19 protein-coding genes are annotated in these 16,387 nt (G+C 68.2%); 13 read left to right on the top strand and 6 right to left on the bottom strand.

The features are described from left to right. The 4 genes from WBB14_RS09305 to WBB14_RS09290 form a co-directional block, all read left to right on the top strand. Positions 1-288, top strand: a 288-nt coding sequence (locus tag WBB14_RS09305; protein WP_424239567.1) for a formate dehydrogenase accessory sulfurtransferase FdhD, incomplete at its 5' end; no start/stop codon positions are given. A gap of 17 nt (positions 289-305) precedes the next feature. After that, positions 306-563, top strand: a complete 258-nt coding sequence (locus WBB14_RS09300; RefSeq protein ID WP_424239566.1) for a formate dehydrogenase subunit delta — start codon at positions 306-308, stop codon at positions 561-563. A 105-nt stretch (positions 564-668) separates the two neighbouring features. Beyond that, complete coding sequence (locus WBB14_RS09295; RefSeq protein ID WP_424239565.1) at positions 669-2,336, top strand: OFA family MFS transporter; 1,668 nt, start codon at positions 669-671, stop codon at positions 2,334-2,336. Between the two features lie 138 nt (positions 2,337-2,474). After that, on the top strand, positions 2,475-3,593 hold the full coding sequence (locus tag WBB14_RS09290; protein ID WP_424239564.1) for a methyltransferase: 1,119 nt from the start codon (positions 2,475-2,477) through the stop codon (positions 3,591-3,593). A 22-nt stretch (positions 3,594-3,615) separates the two neighbouring features. On the opposite strand, the gene WBB14_RS09285 is transcribed toward WBB14_RS09290, so the two are convergent. From WBB14_RS09285 to WBB14_RS09275, 3 genes are read right to left on the bottom strand one after another with little or no spacing between them, the layout of a single operon-like run. Further along, the gene (locus tag WBB14_RS09285) at positions 3,616-4,302 is read right to left on the bottom strand and encodes a DUF1345 domain-containing protein (RefSeq protein ID WP_424239563.1); all 687 of its coding nucleotides are present in this window, start codon (positions 4,300-4,302) and stop codon (positions 3,616-3,618) included. A 34-nt stretch (positions 4,303-4,336) separates the two neighbouring features. Further along, on the bottom strand, positions 4,337-4,861 hold the full coding sequence (locus tag WBB14_RS09280; protein WP_424239562.1) for a chromate transporter: 525 nt from the start codon (positions 4,859-4,861) through the stop codon (positions 4,337-4,339). Beyond that, the gene (locus WBB14_RS09275; protein WP_424239561.1) at positions 4,858-5,439 is read right to left on the bottom strand and encodes a chromate transporter; all 582 of its coding nucleotides are present in this window, start codon (positions 5,437-5,439) and stop codon (positions 4,858-4,860) included. The genes WBB14_RS09280 and WBB14_RS09275 overlap by 4 nt, the downstream gene beginning before the upstream one ends. A gap of 125 nt (positions 5,440-5,564) precedes the next feature. On the opposite strand from WBB14_RS09275, the gene WBB14_RS09270 reads away from it, so the two are divergent. The 4 genes from WBB14_RS09270 (at position 5,565) to WBB14_RS09255 (ending at position 8,365) form a co-directional block, all read left to right on the top strand. Next, positions 5,565-6,485, top strand: a complete 921-nt coding sequence (locus WBB14_RS09270; protein WP_207465666.1) for a LysR substrate-binding domain-containing protein — start codon at positions 5,565-5,567, stop codon at positions 6,483-6,485. 46 nt (positions 6,486-6,531) lie between these two features. Beyond that, positions 6,532-7,335: a glutamate racemase gene (gene murI, locus WBB14_RS09265; RefSeq protein WP_424239560.1), complete on the top strand. Its 804-nt coding sequence runs from the start codon at positions 6,532-6,534 to the stop codon at positions 7,333-7,335. Positions 7,336-7,494: 159 nt separating this feature from the next. Further along, entirely contained in the window at positions 7,495-7,920 is a 426-nt protein-coding gene (locus WBB14_RS09260; protein WP_424239559.1) for a universal stress protein, read from the top strand. Between the two features lie 16 nt (positions 7,921-7,936). Then, positions 7,937-8,365 carry a universal stress protein gene (locus WBB14_RS09255; protein WP_424239558.1) on the top strand — a complete coding sequence of 143 codons (429 nt, stop codon included), beginning with the start codon at positions 7,937-7,939 and terminating at the stop codon, positions 8,363-8,365. Positions 8,366-8,380: 15 nt separating this feature from the next. Here the strand turns inward: WBB14_RS09255 and WBB14_RS09250 are convergent, their stop codons facing one another. The 3 genes from WBB14_RS09250 to WBB14_RS09240 are packed head-to-tail and all read right to left on the bottom strand — an operon-like array spanning position 8,381 to position 10,715. Beyond that, on the bottom strand, positions 8,381-9,757 hold the full coding sequence (locus WBB14_RS09250) for a sensor histidine kinase (protein ID WP_424239557.1): 1,377 nt from the start codon (positions 9,755-9,757) through the stop codon (positions 8,381-8,383). Then, positions 9,754-10,416, bottom strand: coding sequence for a response regulator transcription factor (locus tag WBB14_RS09245; protein WP_424239556.1), 663 nt, complete (start codon positions 10,414-10,416; stop codon positions 9,754-9,756). The genes WBB14_RS09250 and WBB14_RS09245 overlap by 4 nt, the downstream gene beginning before the upstream one ends. Next, complete coding sequence (locus WBB14_RS09240) at positions 10,416-10,715, bottom strand: PepSY domain-containing protein (protein WP_332012260.1); 300 nt, start codon at positions 10,713-10,715, stop codon at positions 10,416-10,418. The genes WBB14_RS09245 and WBB14_RS09240 overlap by 1 nt, the downstream gene beginning before the upstream one ends. A gap of 220 nt (positions 10,716-10,935) precedes the next feature. On the opposite strand from WBB14_RS09240, the gene WBB14_RS09235 reads away from it, so the two are divergent. The 5 genes from WBB14_RS09235 to WBB14_RS09215 form a co-directional block, all read left to right on the top strand. Continuing rightward, the gene (locus tag WBB14_RS09235) at positions 10,936-11,247 is read left to right on the top strand and encodes a PepSY domain-containing protein (RefSeq protein ID WP_424239555.1); all 312 of its coding nucleotides are present in this window, start codon (positions 10,936-10,938) and stop codon (positions 11,245-11,247) included. 74 nt (positions 11,248-11,321) lie between these two features. Next, entirely contained in the window at positions 11,322-12,665 is a 1,344-nt protein-coding gene (locus WBB14_RS09230) for a ferredoxin reductase family protein (RefSeq protein WP_424239554.1), read from the top strand. Between the two features lie 63 nt (positions 12,666-12,728). After that, positions 12,729-14,063, top strand: coding sequence for a PQQ-dependent sugar dehydrogenase (locus WBB14_RS09225; RefSeq protein WP_424239553.1), 1,335 nt, complete (start codon positions 12,729-12,731; stop codon positions 14,061-14,063). Between the two features lie 19 nt (positions 14,064-14,082). Continuing rightward, positions 14,083-14,787, top strand: a complete 705-nt coding sequence (locus WBB14_RS09220) for an SDR family oxidoreductase (RefSeq protein WP_424239552.1) — start codon at positions 14,083-14,085, stop codon at positions 14,785-14,787. 100 nt (positions 14,788-14,887) lie between these two features. Continuing rightward, on the top strand, positions 14,888-16,387 hold a 1,500-nt coding region (locus tag WBB14_RS09215; RefSeq protein ID WP_424239551.1), incomplete at its 3' end, for a DUF1800 domain-containing protein.

Here is a 16,387-nt window from a genome sequence, read left to right as displayed (position 1 = left end):
GCGCTGGTGCGCGAAGACGTCGGCCGGCACAACGCGCTGGACAAGCTGGTCGGCGCCCTGGCGCGCCAGGCCATGCATGCCGGCGACGGCATCGTGGTGGTATCCAGCCGCGCCAGCTTCGAAATGGTGCAGAAAACCGCCGCTGCCGGCGTCGCCGTGCTGGCGTCCGTCTCCGCGCCCACTGCGCTCGCCATCCGCCTGGCCCATGAAGCCAACGTCAGCCTGCTGGGTTTTCTGCGCGGCGACGACGCCACCTTGTACACCCATCCCCTACGCATCATCTCCTGAACCGGACCTACGCAAGCATGGAAATCGGCAACCTGATCCGCATGGCCAATCGCATCGGCCAATTCTTCGAGGCCATGCCCGACCAGCAGGAAGCGCTGGAAGGCGTGGCCAACCATATCCACAAGTTCTGGGAGCCGCGCATGCGCAATGAGCTCCTGGGCTTTCTCGAACAAAGCCCTGACGGCGATGCCGGCGAGGAACGCCTGCATCCGCTGGTGCTGGAAGCGGTCACGAAAAACCGGCAGCGCCTCACGCCGCTTGCCCGCGTGGCCTAGCGCAGCGGCGCAACACAAGACAACAAGAGCATCACAAAAGAAGGCGGCGGGACCGGCCAGATGCCGGACTACGCGCGCCACAGAGCGGCCCCAAGAGGAGACAACATGCAAAGCACTGCCACGCTGGACCTGCCCGGTTCGAAGCCGGGATTTTTCGACAAGGAACGCACCATCGCCGGCCCGGGTTTCTCGCGCTGGCTGGTACCCCCGGCCGCCCTGGCCATCCACCTGTGCATCGGCATGGCCTACGGCTTCTCGGTGTTCTGGCTGCCGCTGTCCAAGGTGGTGGGCGGCGCCAAGCCGCTGGCCTGCCCTGCGGACATGAGCCTCGTCGCCGAGCTGTTCGCCACCAACTGCGACTGGAAAATCTCGACCATGGGGTGGATGTACACCCTGTTCTTCGTGCTGCTGGGCTGCTCGGCCGCGCTGTGGGGCGGCTGGCTGGAACGCGCCGGCCCGCGCAAGGCGGGCGTGGTGTCGGCCCTGTGCTGGTGCGGCGGCCTGGTCATTTCGGCCATCGGCGTGTACCTGCACCAGATGTGGATGCTGTGGCTGGGCTCCGGCGTCATCGGCGGCATCGGCCTGGGCCTGGGCTACATTTCGCCCGTGAGCACGCTGATCAAGTGGTTTCCGGACCGCCGCGGCATGGCCACGGGCATGGCCATCATGGGCTTCGGCGGCGGCGCCATGATAGGTGCGCCGCTGGCCGACCTGCTGATGCGACACTTCGCCACGCCCGATTCGCCCGGCGTCTGGCAGACCTTCCTGACCATGGCCGCGGTGTACTTCGTTTTCATGATGTCGGGCGCGCTGGGCTACCGCGTACCGCCCACCGGCTGGAAGCCCGAGGGCTGGACCGCGCCGGCCAAGCATGCCGGCAACGCCATGATCACCAAGGGCCACGTCCACGTGCAGCGCGTCTGGGGCGTGCCGCAGTTCTGGCTGGTCTGGTGGGCGCTGTGCCTGAACGTCACGGCGGGCATCGGCATCCTGGGCATGGCCTCGCCGCTGCTGCAGGAAGTATTCGGCGGCGGCCTGATCAACCAGCCTGAGCTGGGCTATACGCAGCTGGACAAGAGCCAGTTGGCGGCCATCGCCGCCATCGCCGCCGGCTTCACCGGCCTGCTTAGCTTGTTCAACATCGGCGGCCGCTTCTTCTGGGCCAGCCTGTCCGACAAGCTGGGCCGCAAGACCACCTACTTCATCTTCTTCGTGCTGGGCTTCGCGCTGTACTCGGCCATTCCCTGGACCGCGCATATCGGCGCGCTGGCCCTGTTCGTGGCCGCCTTCTGCATCATCCTGTCCATGTACGGCGGCGGCTTCTCCACCGTGCCGGCCTATCTGGCCGACCTGTTCGGCACGCAGATGGTGGGCGCCATCCATGGCCGGCTGCTGACGGCCTGGTCGGCGGCGGGCATTTTCGGGCCGGTGCTGGTGAACTACATCCGCGAGTACCAGCTGTCCATCGGCGTGCCGCGCGCCCAGGTGTACGACATCACCATGTACATCCTGGCGGGCATGCTGGTGCTGGGTTTCCTCTGCAATCTGGCGATCCGGCCGGTGAACGCCAAGTATTTCATGAGCGACGACGAGCTGGCGCGCGAAAAGGCGCTGGCCCACGAGCGCGCGGTCGCCACGGAAACGCACGGGGTCGGAATATCCACGTTCCGCACGCCGGCGGCGCTGGTGGCGTTCGCCTGGGCCTGCGTGGGCATCCCGCTGGCCTGGGGCATCTGGATCACCCTGCAGAAGGCCGTGGTGCTGTTCCACTAAGGCCTGCATCGGGCATCGCGGCAGGCAGCGCCTGCCGCGGCGGGGCGTGAAGCTGCTACATTGGCAGCCCGCGCCCCTTCTTTTTGCTTTCTCCATGACCACCCTGCCCCGCGCGCCCCGCCTTGCTGGAGCGACACGTTGACCGTCCCTGAAATCCACTGGGAAGAAAACCAGACCCCCCATTCCGCCCGCTGGCGCTCCGAATCCGGCGCCGCGCCGCCCAAGCGCGTGGTGGTCGCGGACGACACCATGACCGCGGACATGGCCTACCGCCAGGCCTGCGAAGGCGTCGGCCTGCTGTGGCGCGGCGATTTCCAGAATGCGCGGCAACTGCTGCAGGCCATCACGCGGCGGGTCGACAAGCGCCCCCGCAAGCCCGTGGACACCCTGCTGGACGCCTTCAACCAGCACCGCCAGATCCAGTCGCAGCGCGCCCGCATCCTGGGCATGTTGCTGATCCCGTTCGACGCGGGCCACGGCATTCCGCTGCGCCGCGCGCCCGACGCGCAATTGGCCTGCGAAGAAGCCCACGGCCCCGCCAATGAGCCCTATGTAGCGTCGCTGCGCGAACTGCTGGGCCTGATCGGCGCTTTCGAATGGCGCAAGAAAGGCGTGGAGATTCCCGCGCTGAACGCCCGCATCCACCCGCACTACGGCGTGTTCTCGCCCTTGCGCGGCGAATACATCGACCTGGTGGCGCGCACCCCGATGCCGCGCGGCAGCGTCGCCTTCGACATCGGCACCGGCACCGGCGTGCTGGCCGCCGTGATTGCCCGCCGCGGCGGCAAGCGTGTCATCGCCACCGACACGGATCCCCGCGCCCTGGCTTGCGCCCGCGAAAACCTGGAACGGCTGGGCCTGTCCAAGCAGGTCGACGTTGAAGAGACGGACCTGTTCCCCGAGGGCCGGGTGTCGCTGATCGTCTGCAACCCGCCTTGGCTGCCGGCCCGACCCAGCTCGCCCGTCGAGCAGGCCGTCTACGATCCCGACAGCCGCATGCTGCGCGGATTCCTCGGCGGACTGACGGCGCATCTGACGCCCAACGGCGAAGGCTGGCTGATCCTGTCGGACCTGGCCGAACATCTGGGCCTGCGCACTCGCGAAGCACTGCTGGAGATGATCAGCCAGGCCGGCCTGCGCGTCATCGAACGCATCGACACGCGGCCCACGCATGGCCGCGCACAGGATGCAAGCGACCCGCTGCACGCGGCGCGCTCGAAGGAAGTCACGTCCTTGTGGCGCCTGGGCGCCGCCTGAGGCGTGGCCGCGCTGGGCGGCCCTAGGCCCGCCCCGCCGCCACGTTCACGCTGATGGCGATGATGAAGACGTTGAAGAAAAAGGCGATGACGCTGTGCGTCAAGGCGGTGCGGCGCACTCGCCGGTTCACGATCTGCACGTCCGACACCTGGAACGTCATGCCCAGCACCAGCGCGAAATAGGCGAAGTCCCAGTAGTCAGGGTCTTCCGTGCCCGGGAAATCCAACCCTTTGTGCATGGCGTTGCGATGGCCGTAATAGCCATGCGCGTAGTGCAACGCGAAGATCATGTTCATGTAGAGCCATGACAGGATGATGGTCGCGGCGGCGGCCAGCATGGCCAGTACGCTGCCCACGCCGCTCTCGCCCCGCAACTCGACCCACAGCGCCATCATCACCATGCAGGACAGGGCCACGCTGCTCCACAGCACGCCCGTGCGCCCCACATCCTGCTGCTGCGCGTGCTGGCGCATGGCAGCAGAACTGGTCCGGCCAAACACCCGCGCCGTCATCAGCAGAAACACCAGCGCCCCTGCGTCGAATCCCAGCAACAGCGCCAGGACCCAGGGCACGCCCAGGGCGTAGAGACCGCCCGCCGTGAGCAGCAGCAAGCCGGCGCAGCCAACCAGGCGCCGGTGGGCATGGAAGAACGGCAAGGCAGCGCCGGACGTGGCATCGTCCTCGGGATCGAAATCCTTGAGCGGCGGCATGCGGCGCTCCTTTAGACGTGAACAGGCCCTAACGCTAACCGATGCCGAGCAAACCGACCAGTGCGCCGCCGAACAGCAGCCATAGCGGATGAATACGGGTGAAGCTGCCCAGCAGCGCCACCGCCGCGGTGATGACGCCCAGCAGCCAGGTATGCACCGAGGCCTCGGTGATGAGCGCCGCGCTGGCCGCCACCAGCCCCACCGTCATGGGGAAGATGCCCGCCTGGATCACGCCGCGCCATGGGCGGTCCTTGAAGCGCTCCCACAACCCCAGGGCGATCACGGTAATGATGGACGAAGGGCCGAACTTGGCAATGGTGGTGACCAGCATGCCCAGGCCGCCGGCCACGTGCCAGCCAACCAGGGTGACCACCATCAGGTTGGGACCCGGGGCGGCCTGCCCCAGGGCGAACAGCGCGGAAAAGTCGGCTGCCGTCATCCAGCCGTGCACATCCACCACCTGGCGCTGCATCTCGGGCAGGATGGTGTTGCCCCCGCCGAACGCCAGCACCGACAGCTCGGAAAAGATCAGGGCCAGGGCGATCAGTGTGTGGATCATCGACGTTGCCTCCAGACCATCAGGATGCTCAGCGGCGTCAGCACCGCCATCGTCGGCAACAGCGGAATGCGCAACACGGCGATGGCGATGAAGCAGGCCGTGGCCACCACGCCGGCCAGCCAGTCGCGGCGCTTCAGCACCGGCAGCCCGATCTTCACGGCCATCGAGATCAGCAGGCCCGCGGCGGCCGCTGCCAGCCCGGCGAACAGGTGCTGGATGTGCGGGTCGTTCTGGAAGCGGTCGTACACCATGCCCAGCAGCACCACGATGGCGGACGGCGCCAGGATCAGGCCCATCAGCGCCGCGAAGGCGCCGCGCGGGCCGCGGAACTTCATGCCCAGCGCCACCGACAGGTTGATGATGTTGCCGCCGGGCAGGAACTGGCACAGGCCCAGCAGATCGGTGAACTCGGCGCCGCTGAGCCAGCGGTGCTTTTCGACGACCATGCGGCGCGCCAGCGGCAGGGCGCCGCCGAAGGCCGTCAGGCCGAGCATGAGGAATCCGTAGAACAGTTGCCCGCAAGTGGGCGCGGGCCGGAGATCGGCCTCGGGGATGGAAGGTGCTGCTGCGTTCATCATTTTTATGCCGGCGCCAGCGTGGCGGCGCGGGGGTGGAACCAGGGGAAGACAACGAGATTGCAGCCTACTCTTCGCCTCGGATAATGTCTAATATATGACTATCTATATATTCATATCGGTTGAATATGGCATCCGTAGACTTGAGGCTGTTGCGCTACTTCCTGGCCGTGGCCGAGGAATCCCACCTGACCAAGGCCGCGGCGCGGCTGGGCATACGCCAGCCGCCGCTCAGCCAACAGATCCGCGTGCTGGAGCAGGAGCTGGGGGTCACCCTGTTCCACCGCTTGCCGCGCGGCATGGAGCTGACCGAAAGCGGCCGCGCGCTGCTGGACGATGCGCGCAACATCGTGGCCCTGGTGGACCAGGCCGTGGAAGGCGTGCGGCGGGTATCGTTGGGCGAGGCCGGACGCCTGACCGTGGGCTTCACCGGATCGGCCGCCTTCCACCCCTTCGTGCCGTCCGTCATCCGGCGTTTCCGCGAGGCCGCGCCCAACGTGCGACTGGTGCTGGAGGAAAGCAGCACCGGAGAACTGATGGAGGCTGTCGGCGCAGGCCGGGTGGACGCAGCGTTCATCCGCGGCCCCTATGGGCTGGGCCCCGGCGTGGTGGTGGAGACCGTGCTGGAGGAACCGATGCTGGCCGCGTTTCCGGCCGACCACCCGGCCGTCAAGGGCCGGTCGCGCAAGCGCATCGCGTTGTCCGAACTGGCCGATGAATCCCTGATCCTCTATCGCCGCCACAGCGGGCCTGGCCTGTATGACGCCATCATCGCCGCCTGCGGCGCGGCTGGCTTCAGCCCCCGCGTGGCCCAGGAAGCGCCGCGCATGCTGTCCACCCTGAGCCTGGTGGCGGCGGGCCTGGGCGTGTCGCTGGTGCCGGCATCGCTGCGCCGCGTGAACATCGAGGGCGTGGTCTACGTCAACCTGACCCAGCCCGCGGAACTGCGCGCGCCGCTGAACCTGATCTGGCGCGACGAATCCCTGTCAGGCGCCACCCGCAAGCTGATCGACGAGGCCCGCCGGCAGCGGGAGGAATCCCTGGCCTGAACGCGCGGCGCTACACTGCCCGGCACCCGCACTCCGCATTGCAGCCATGCTTCCAGAATCCCCCATCGGCATCTACGACTCCGGCGTCGGCGGACTGAGCGTGCTGCGCGCCATCCGCGACGCCTTGCCCCACGAGTCGCTGCTGTACGTGGCCGACTCGGCCCATGTGCCCTACGGCGAAAAAACGCAGGACTACGTCGAGCAGCGCGCCAGCACCATCGCCGATTACTTCGTGTCGCGCCAGGCCAAAGCCATGGTGGTGGCCTGCAACACCGCGACCGCGGCGGCAATCGCCCAACTGCGCCAGCGCCATCCGCGACTGATCATCATCGGCGTGGAACCCGCCATCAAGCCCGCCGCACACCTGACCACGAGCGGCGTGGTGGGCGTGTTCGCCACCACCGGCACCCTGGCCAGCCCCAAATTCGCGGCGCTGGTCCAGCGCCAGGCCCCCGAAGTCCGCATCCTGTTCAGGCCCTGCCCCGAATGGGTGCGGCTGGTGGAACAAGGCGTGCTCAGCGGCCCCGAGGCCGAGGCCGCGGTGCGCGCGCCCGTGGCGGAGTTGCGCAAGGCCGGCGCCGACGTGCTGGTGCTGGGCTGCACCCACTTTCCCTTCCTGCGCGACGCGATCCAGGCGGCTGCCGGCCCTGGCGTGCCGCTGCTGGAAACCGGCGCGCCCGTGGCCCGCTGGCTGCGTCACCAACTGTTGGAGCGCGGCCTGCTGCGAGCCGACGGCCCGGGAGAACTGCGTCTGGAAACCAGCGGCTCGGCCGAGGCGCTGAGCGCGCTGGCCCCCCGCCTGCTCGGAAACGCGCCCGCCGCGCACACCCTGGAGCCGCGCTGGCGTTGATGGCGCGTCGGCCTGACGCCCGCCTGTCTCCCGTCGGATCCCGATTACGCGCTGATTGCGCCCGCTTTGATCCCGCGCATGTCGCGCTTGTCCGATTCGGAGAATAATTCGGATACAGTGGACTACAACGCCGCCCGCGGCGCGCACAAGGAGACGCCCATGAAACGCATCCTGATTCCCGTGGATGGCTCGCAGCCCGCCGTCCACGCGGTCCAAGCCCTGCTCGACTCCCGCAGCTACGACCCCGTCGAACGCGTGGAACTCCTCACGGTCCAGATCCCGCTGAAAGCAGGCAAGATCGGCCGCGGCCTGTCGCAGGCCGAGATCGACGCCTATCACGAGGAAGAAGGCCGCCACGCGCTGCAGGCCGCCAGCGACCTGCTGACCCAGGCCGGCGTGCCCTTCCAGGCGCGCGTCGAAGTGGGCGCGGCCGCCGAGACCATCGTGCGCGTGGCCGACGAATCCGGCGCCGACGAGATCTACATGGGCTCGCGCGGGCTGGGCTCGGTGTCATCCTGGTTCCTGGGTTCGGTCGCGACCCGCGTCCTGCATCTGACGGAGTTGCCCGTCACCCTGGTCAAGTAACCGTCAAGGAGCATCCATGCTGAACATCCTGGTCCCTGTCGACGGCTCCGACAATGCCAACCGCGCCGTCCTGTACGCGCGCCAGCTCGCCCAAGGGGCCGGCGCCGCGCGCATCCATCTGCTCAACGTCCAGACGCCCGTGCAAGGCCGGGCCGGCCTGTCGCGCCTGATCACGCAGGACATGATCGACGAGTTCTACCTGCGCGAAGGCCAGGAGGCCACGGACGAGGCGCGCAAGCTGCTGGACGTAACCAACACCGACTACACCAGCCACGTCGCATTCGGCCATGCGGCAACGGAAATCGCCGGCTACGCGCAAGACCACAATTGCGCGCGCATCGTGATGGGCACGCGCGGCAACGGCACTCTGGCGAACATCCTGATCGGCTCGGTCGCCAATCAGGTACTGCAACTGGCCGAAGCGCCGGTCACGCTGGTCAAGTAAATCCGTGCGCCGGCCTCAGGCGGCCGGCAGCCACAACGACACCCTCAAGCCCCCCAACGGCGAGCGCTCGGCCCGCGCCTGGCCGCCATAGGTGGTGGCCAGGTCGCGCACAATGTCCAATCCCAGGCCCGATCCCGGACGCTGTTCATCCATGCGCACGCCGCGCAGGAAGATGCGCTCGCGCTCCTCGTCGGCAATGCCGGGGCCGTCGTCGTCGATCTGGATGAGCAACTGGCCAGGGTCCGCCGCAAGCGCGGTGACCTGTACCTGGCGTTCGGCCCACTTGCAGGCGTTGTCCAGCAGGTTGCCGACCATCTCCTGCAAGTCCTGCTCTTCGCCGCGGAACACCAGGCCATCGGCAAACGCGGGCATCTCCAGCTGCAAACCGCGCTGCGCGTACAGGCGCTGCATGACCCGCAGCAGCCCTTCGATGGGCTGGCGCAAAGGCGTACGGCTGTCGGCCGAATCGGAGGCGGCGGCTGCGCGGGCGCGCGCCAGGTGATAGTCGATCTGGCGGCGCGCCATGCCCACCTGTTCCTGCACCAGCGCCGCCAGCGGACCATCCTCGCGCGCGGCGGCATTGCCCAGGATCGTCAGCGGAGTCTTGACCGCATGCGCCAGGTTGCCGGCCTGCGTGCGCGCCCGCTGCACCATGGCGGCGTTGACATCCAGAACGCGGTTGAAGTCGTCGACCAGGGGCTGGATCTCGCTGGGAAAGCTGCCCTCGATACGCACGCTGGCACCGCCATGTTGCTTGGCCAGCTGCCGCCTGAGCCTTGCCAACGGCCGCAACCCCACCACCACCTGGACCACGGCCGCCACGGTCAATCCGGCCGCCAGCGCGCCCAGCGAAATCAGCAGCATGTGGTTGAAGCGCCCTATCGGTTCGGCCAGCACCTGGCTGTCGGCGGCCACGATCAGGCGCAATGGCGCGGCCTCGGTCTCGGCCGGTTCCAGCGTGCGCGTCAGCGCGGTGAGGCTATGCTTTTCCGGCCCCGCGATTTCATAGACTCCATCGGCGTTGTCGGCGGCAGGCAGCGCCAGCACCTGGTCCCAAAGGGAACGCGAGCGCGCCGCGCCCACGGCCACCGGGCGGCCCTGCTCGTCGAGCCGGTCGATCTGCCAGTACAAGCCGGACAGCGGCTGCTCCAAACGTGGATCGCTCAAGGGCGGCGACACCACCAGGCGGCCGTCCGGAGCCACATTCACGGCGGCGGTCAGCTGGTTCAGGTGCAAGGTCAGTTCGGCGCGCAATTGCTCGGTGATGTGCTGGCGGAACAAGCTTCCCAGCCCCCAGCCGGCCAACACCACGGTGACCAGGATCCAGGCCAGCGTGCCGGCCAGCAGGCGCCAGCGCAGCGAGCCCGGCGCGCCCACGCGCCCCGGCATCATGCGGCGCAGGCCAGGCGGTAGCCCAGGCCGCGCACGGTTTCGATGGTGTCGGGCGGCAGCTTCTTGCGCAGCCGCGCGATGAACACGTCGATGGTGTTGGAATCGCGATCGTGGTCCTGGGCGTAGACGTGCTCGGTCAGCTCGCTACGCGAAATGACCTCGCCCGCGCGCTGCATCAGCACGGCCAGCACCTTGAATTCGTGGCTGGTCAGGGACAACGCCTGGCCGTCCACCGTGACCTTGGCCAGGCGCGTGTCCAGCATCAGCGGCCCGCAGCGCCATTGCGCGCTGGCGTGGCTGCTGGAGCGGCGCAGCAGCGCCCGCACCCGCGCCAGCAGCTCTTCCATGTGGAAAGGCTTGGTCAGGTAATCGTCGGCGCCGGCATCGATGCCGGCGACCTTCTCGTGCCAGTTGTCGCGCGCCGTCAGGATCAGTACCGGCATGCCCTGGCCCGCGGCGCGCCATTGCTTGAGCACGGTCAGGCCGTCCATGACCGGCAGGCCCAGGTCCAGCACCACCACGTCGTAGGTCTCGACCGCGCCCATGTATTGGGCCGTCCCGCCATCCGCCGCGGTGTCCACGGTATAGCCGGCCTGGCGCAGGGCATCGGCCAGTTGCGTGGACAGCGTGGGTTCGTCTTCGACTACGAGTATGCGCATCAGTGCTTGTCCCGGAATTGGATGTCGCGGCCTTTCACGCCCAGCACCTTGCCGTCGCGCGCATCGATCTTCAGCTTGACCAGCCGGCCGCCGCCCTGCAGCAGCCGGATCTCGTAGATGAACTCGCCGTCGTCTTCCTCGAATTCGACCTTGACCACCTGCCCGGGATAGTCGCGCTCCACAATATCCAGCACCGAGCGCAGGGGCAGGACCTTGCCCGCCTGCAAGGCCTGGCGCGCCTGTTCATGGTCGCTTTCGTCGGCCACGCCCGTGCCGGGGCCCGCGGCCAGCGCCAGCATCAGCGCGCCGCAGGTCAGCCAGATTCGGGTACGTATTCCTCGGGTCATGGTCTCTTTCGCAATTCAGGGGCCGCCATGAGAGGCGATTCTCCGCCCAGTTATAGCGCCGGAAAAATGAACGGCACGTGAACGGCCGCTTCAGAATTGGTTCATCCGCACAACCGAATAATGCGGTCATGGTCGCCATTCCGGCAACCCGCTACAACCAAGGAGCCACTCCATGACCGCAATCCGCAACACCCTGGCCGCCCTGGCGCTTGGCGCCGCAACCCTCACTAGCGCGGCCGCCGTGCATGCCCAGACGCCGGCGCAAACGCCGGTCCAGCCCGCCGCCACCGCGCCCGCCAACGCGACGCTGACCGTGCGCCAGGTCTACGACACGCTGACCGCCGCAGGGTACCGCAACATCACCGAGATCGAGCTCGAACACGGCCGTTACGACGTCAAGGCCGACAACCCGCAAGGCCAGCGCGTGAAGCTGCGGGTCGACGCTCAAAGCGGCGCCGTCCTGCGCAGCAAGATCAAGGACTGAAGCACCCGCGCGATCGCGCCTTCCCGCGCTCCGCCCGCATCCGGCGGGCCGAGCGCCCCAACATGGATGCCATCATGAAACCGATAGGAACCGGCGCCGCCCTCGGCGGCTTCCTGCTCGCCCTTACCCTGGCCTGGGGCCTGGATGCGCTGATCCTGCAGCCGCCGGCGGCCGGCGCCTGGTACTGGGTCGCTCGGCAGCAAGGCCTGTACCTCACCGGCGTCTGGTCCATCGGGCTGATGTGCTTGATCATGCTGCTGGCCTTGCGGCCGGCGTGGCTGGAACGGCCGCTGGGCGGCATGGACAAGATCTACCGGCTGCATAAATGGGCTGGCATTCTTGCAGTAGGGGCCGGCGCCGCGCACTGGCTGCTGAAGCTGGCCAGCGGCCCCTTGAAGGGCCTGGCGGACGCGGGCAACCGTCCCGCCCGCGACGCCGTGCTGGCGCTGTTCGAAGGCTCGCGTGGCGTGGCCAAGGATCTCGGCGAGTGGTCGATCTACCTGCTGCTCGCGATGCTGGCGATCACCCTGTGGCGGCGCTTTCCCTACCGGGCCTGGCGCCTTCTGCATCGCGTCATGCCTCTGCTGTTCCTGGCGCTGGTGTTCCACACCGTGGCGCTGGCGCCGGCGTACTACTGGAGCGGTCCCGTGGGCCTGCTGCTGATTCCGCTGCTGGCCGCGGGCACCTATGCCGCGCTGGTGGCGCTGCTGGGGCGCGTCGGCCACGGCCGCCGCGCGCGCGGCAAGATCGTATCGCTGACGCACCTGCCGGACGGCATCATGGAGGTCAGCTGCGAACTCGACGGCAATTGGCGGCATCACCATGCGGGGCAATTCGCCTTCGTCACCTTCGACCGCAAGGAAGGCGCCCACCCCTACACCATCGCCAGCGCCCCCGTGCCCGGCGAGCGCCGCGTGACGTTCCAGATCAAGGCCCTGGGCGACTACACCCGCACGCTGGCGCGCACGCTGCGCATCGGCCAGGACGTCGCCGTGGAAGGACCCTACGGCCGCTTTCAGCTGGAGCCCGGCGCGGCCGGCGCGTCGCAGGTCTGGATTGCGGGCGGCATCGGCGTCACCCCCTTCCTGGCATGGCTGGAAGCGTTGCAGGCCGGTCAGGCGCAGCCGCCGCGCGTGTGGTTGCATTACTGCGTGCGCGACGCCGCGGCCGATCCCTTCGTGCCGCTGCTACGGGAGCGCTGCGCCGCGTTGGACTGCGTGACGCTGACGATACACAGCGCGCGCGACGGCAACACGCTGACGGCCAGCGCGCTGGCGCAGGGCGAGGTGGCCGCGGGCCGCGTCGCCGACGTATGGTTCTGCGGGCCCACAGGCCTGGCGGATGCGCTCAGGCGCGGCCTGCGCAAGCTGGGCGGCAAGCATGTGCGCTGGCATCAGGAAGCATTCGAGATGCGCTGATCGTCCCGGGATGGCCGGGGTCCGAGCGTATGATGGACCTCACAGCCCCCGGGAGCATGCACCATGCCCAACCCACGCCTTCTACTGGCGGCGGCAATGGCCGTCGCCACCCTCAACGCCTGCGGCGAAATGGCCACGCTGCCGGTCGAGGCCGGCATGGGCCCGTCGCCCCAACTGCCCGCCCCCAATCCCACCGCCATACCCACCGTAAAGACCGCCAAGGCCATCGGCTGGCCCGCGGGCGCGCATCCCGTGGCCGCCCATGGCATGGCGGTGACCGAGTTCGCCAGCGGCCTGGACCACCCGCGCTGGCTGTACGTGCTGCCCAACGGCGACGTGCTGGTGGCCGAAACCAATGCGCCGCCCAAGCCCGAATCGGCCTCGGGCGGTTTCAAGGGCTGGATCGCGGGCCTGGTGATGAAACGCGCCGGCGCCCGGACCGACAGCGCCAACCGCATCACCCTGCTGCGCGACACCCATCACGACGGCGTCGCCGATACCCGCAGCGTGCTGCTCGATGGCCTGAATTCGCCGTTCGGCATGGCCTTGATCGGCAATCAGCTCTACGTGGCCAATGCCGACGCCGTGGTCCGCTTCCCCTATGAGACCGGACAGCAGCGGATCAGCGCCCCCGGCGTGAAGGTCACCGACCTGCCCGCCGGCCTCAACCACCACTGGACCAAGAACCTGCTGGCCAGCCCGGACGGCAGCAAGCTTTACGTGTCGGTAGGCTCCAACAGCAACGTCGGCGAAAACGGCATGGACATCGAAGCAGGCCGCGCCGCCATCTGGGAGATCGACGTGGCCAGCGGCGCCAAGCACCTGTACGCCACCGGACTGCGCAACCCGGTGGGCATGGCCTGGGCGCCGGACGGCAAGACCTTGTGGACCGCCGTCAACGAACGCGACGAACTGGGCAGCGACCTGGTGCCCGACTACATGACCTCGGTGCGGGACGGCGGCTTCTATGGCTGGCCCTACAGCTACTTCGGCCAGCACGTCGACACCCGCGTCCAGCCGCCGCGCCCCGACCTGGTTGCCCGCGCCATCGTGCCCGACTACGCGCTGGGTCCGCACACCGCCTCGCTGGGGCTGGCCTGGTCGGACGGCTCCAAGCTGCCCGCGCCGTACGCGGACGGCATGTTCGTGGGCCAGCACGGCTCCTGGAACCGCAATCCGCGCAGCGGCTACAAGGTCATCTTCGTGCCCTTCCGCGACGGCAAGCCCGATGGCGCCGCGCGCGACGTGCTGACAGGCTTCCTGAACGAAAACGGCGAAGCCCAGGGGCGGCCGGTAGGGGTGGCAATAGACCGCCAAGGCGGCCTGCTGGTGGCGGACGACGTCGGCAATGTGGTGTGGCGGGTCGGTCCCGCTTCTACAATGGCAGCTCCCCAATGATTCAAGACCAGGAGTGAGCATGAGCACGGAAAAAGTGGCGATCGTCACCGCCGGCGGCAGCGGCATGGGCGCGGCGGCGGCGCGCAAACTGGCGGCCGACGGCTGGCGCGTGGCCATCCTGTCATCTTCGGGCAAGGGCGAGGCCCTGGCGCAGGAACTGGACGGCCTGGGCATTACGGGATCCAACCGCTCGCCCGAAGACCTGGCGCGGCTGGTGGACGCCACCCTGCAGAAATGGGGCAGGATCGACGCGGTAGTCAACAGCGCCGGCCACGGCCCCAAGGGTCCGCTGCTGGAAATCAGCGACGAGGACTGGCACCTGGGCATGGAGTACTACCTGCTGAACGTGGTGCGGATCGCGCGCCTGGTCGCGCCGGTGATGAAGCAGCAGAAGACCGGCGCCATCGTCAATATCTCGACCTATGCCACCTTCGAGCCGGAAGCGCTGTTCCCCACGTCCGGCGTGTTCCGCGCCGGGCTGGCCGCCTTCACCAAGGTGTTCGCCGACGAGTACGCCGAACACAATGTGCGGATGAACAACGTGCTGCCGGGCTTCATCGACAGCCTGCCCGAAAAGGAAGACCGCCGCACGCGCATCCCGATGGGCCGCTATGGCACCGCCGAAGAGGTCGCGGACCTGATCGCCTTCCTGGCTTCCGACGCATCGTCCTACATCACCGGCCAGAACATCCGCATCGACGGCGGCATCACGCGCTCGGTCTGAATCCCATGCTTTTGGACTAGTCCCTCGTCCGAATGACGGTATTGAAGCCCGCCCTGGGCTTCAGTACCGTAGGTTTTCGCATTCGACGAGGTGCCTGCGCATGTCCGCTACGCCGTCAGCGGCTGCGCCGCAGTCCGCTGCTCTGCCGCACGAAAAACCCACCCCGGGCCAGGCCTCGCGTTTCCTGGCGCAGGTGACGTTCGGCCCTACCCCCGCCGACATTGATGCCGTGGTACGCGACGGCTATGCGGCCTGGTTGGACGCGCAGTTGGCGCTGCCGCCATCGCAGACCCACTTCGACTGGCTGCTGCAACAAAGAAAGAACACCGAGGAGTTCAAGGGCAACGGCATCAACGCGCCCCTGGAATCCACGCTGTGGCGCAAGTTCATCGCCGCGCCGGACCAGGTGCGCACGCGGGTGGCGTTCGCGCTGTCCGAGATCTTCGTGGTGGGCGTGTCGTCCATCACCGCGTCCTGGCCGCTGTTCGGCGCGGCGGGCTTCATGGACCTGCTGGCCGAACATGCCCTGGGCAACTATCAGCAGTTGCTGACCGCCGTCACCCGCAACCTGTCGATGGGCTGCATGCTGACCTATCGCGGCAACCGCAAGGAAGATCCCAAGACCGGCCGCCATCCCGACGAGAACTATGCCCGCGAGGTCATGCAGCTGTTCAGCATCGGCCTGCTGGAACTGGAACCGGACGGGTCCGTCCGGATGGTGAACGGCGCGCCGGTGGAAACCTATTCCAACACGGACGTTCAGGGCCTGGCCAAGGTCTTCACAGGTTGGGACATCAACGGTCCGGAAACCGACGTGGAGTTCCACCGGCGCCCCATGGCCCTGAACAACGCGCTGCACTCGCTGGCCGAAAAGCGCTTCCTGGGCGCGGTGGTGCCGGCGGGCACCGACGGCCACCTGTCGCTCAAGCGCGCCATGGAGGTGATCTGCGCCCACCCCAACGTAGCGCCCTTCATCGGCACGCAACTGATCCAGCGGCTGGTCACCAGCAACCCCAGCCGCGCCTATGTGGCGCGCGTGTCCGCCGTCTTCGACGACGACGGCGCTGGCACGCGCGGCAACCTGAAGGCCGTGGTGCGCGCCATTCTGCTGGACCCCGAGGCGCGCAATCCCGACCTGGCCGCGCCCGGCTGGGGCAAGGTGCGCGAACCGATCGTGCGCTTTGCGGCCTGGGCGCGGGCGTTCGGCGCCGTCTCCAACAATGGCGCCTGGGCCATGCCGGACACTACCGACAACACGATCCGCCTGGCCCAGAGCCCGATGCGTTCAGCCAGCGTCTTCAATTTCTTCCGCCCGCGCTACGTGCCGCCCGTGACGGAGCTGGCGCGCCAGCACCTGGTGGCGCCGGAACTGCAGATCACCGACGAGACCAGCATCGCAGGCTACCTGAACTTCCTGGCCATCTATGTGGACCGGGGCTGGGAGGATCTGCAGACCCCCTACACCGCCGAGATCGCGCTGGCGCAGGATCCGTCCGCGCTGGTGGCGCGGGTGGCGCTACTGCTGGCGGGCGACGCCTACTCCGCCGAGACCGCCGGCGCCATCGCGCAGGCCGTGGCGACCATCCCCGCGGGCCGGCCG

The organism is Achromobacter sp. (assembly GCF_049647645.1).
In the GTDB taxonomy this organism is placed as follows: domain Bacteria; phylum Pseudomonadota; class Gammaproteobacteria; order Burkholderiales; family Burkholderiaceae_B; genus Achromobacter.
The sequence above is the reverse complement of the archived record's forward strand: the minus strand, read 5'-3'. Positions and strand labels throughout refer to the sequence as shown.

Coding starts and splice junctions, on each gene's coding strand:
- WBB14_RS09220 (WP_424239552.1), top strand. CDS start 14,083: ATGAGCACGGAAAAAGTGGCGATCGTCACCGCCGGCGGCAGCGGCATG.
- murI (WP_424239560.1), top strand. CDS start 6,532: ATGCTTCCAGAATCCCCCATCGGCATCTACGACTCCGGCGTCGGCGGA.
- WBB14_RS09295 (WP_424239565.1), top strand. CDS start 669: ATGCAAAGCACTGCCACGCTGGACCTGCCCGGTTCGAAGCCGGGATTT.
- WBB14_RS09270 (WP_207465666.1), top strand. CDS start 5,565: ATGGCATCCGTAGACTTGAGGCTGTTGCGCTACTTCCTGGCCGTGGCC.
- WBB14_RS09285 (WP_424239563.1), bottom strand. CDS start 4,302: ATGCCGCCGCTCAAGGATTTCGATCCCGAGGACGATGCCACGTCCGGC.
- WBB14_RS09280 (WP_424239562.1), bottom strand. CDS start 4,861: ATGATCCACACACTGATCGCCCTGGCCCTGATCTTTTCCGAGCTGTCG.
- WBB14_RS09300 (WP_424239566.1), top strand. CDS start 306: ATGGAAATCGGCAACCTGATCCGCATGGCCAATCGCATCGGCCAATTC.
- WBB14_RS09255 (WP_424239558.1), top strand. CDS start 7,937: ATGCTGAACATCCTGGTCCCTGTCGACGGCTCCGACAATGCCAACCGC.
- WBB14_RS09240 (WP_332012260.1), bottom strand. CDS start 10,715: ATGCTGGCGCTGGCCGCGGGCCCCGGCACGGGCGTGGCCGACGAAAGC.
- WBB14_RS09235 (WP_424239555.1), top strand. CDS start 10,936: ATGACCGCAATCCGCAACACCCTGGCCGCCCTGGCGCTTGGCGCCGCA.
- WBB14_RS09275 (WP_424239561.1), bottom strand. CDS start 5,439: ATGATGAACGCAGCAGCACCTTCCATCCCCGAGGCCGATCTCCGGCCC.
- WBB14_RS09230 (WP_424239554.1), top strand. CDS start 11,322: ATGAAACCGATAGGAACCGGCGCCGCCCTCGGCGGCTTCCTGCTCGCC.
- WBB14_RS09225 (WP_424239553.1), top strand. CDS start 12,729: ATGCCCAACCCACGCCTTCTACTGGCGGCGGCAATGGCCGTCGCCACC.
- WBB14_RS09260 (WP_424239559.1), top strand. CDS start 7,495: ATGAAACGCATCCTGATTCCCGTGGATGGCTCGCAGCCCGCCGTCCAC.
- WBB14_RS09250 (WP_424239557.1), bottom strand. CDS start 9,757: ATGATGCCGGGGCGCGTGGGCGCGCCGGGCTCGCTGCGCTGGCGCCTG.
- WBB14_RS09245 (WP_424239556.1), bottom strand. CDS start 10,416: ATGCGCATACTCGTAGTCGAAGACGAACCCACGCTGTCCACGCAACTG.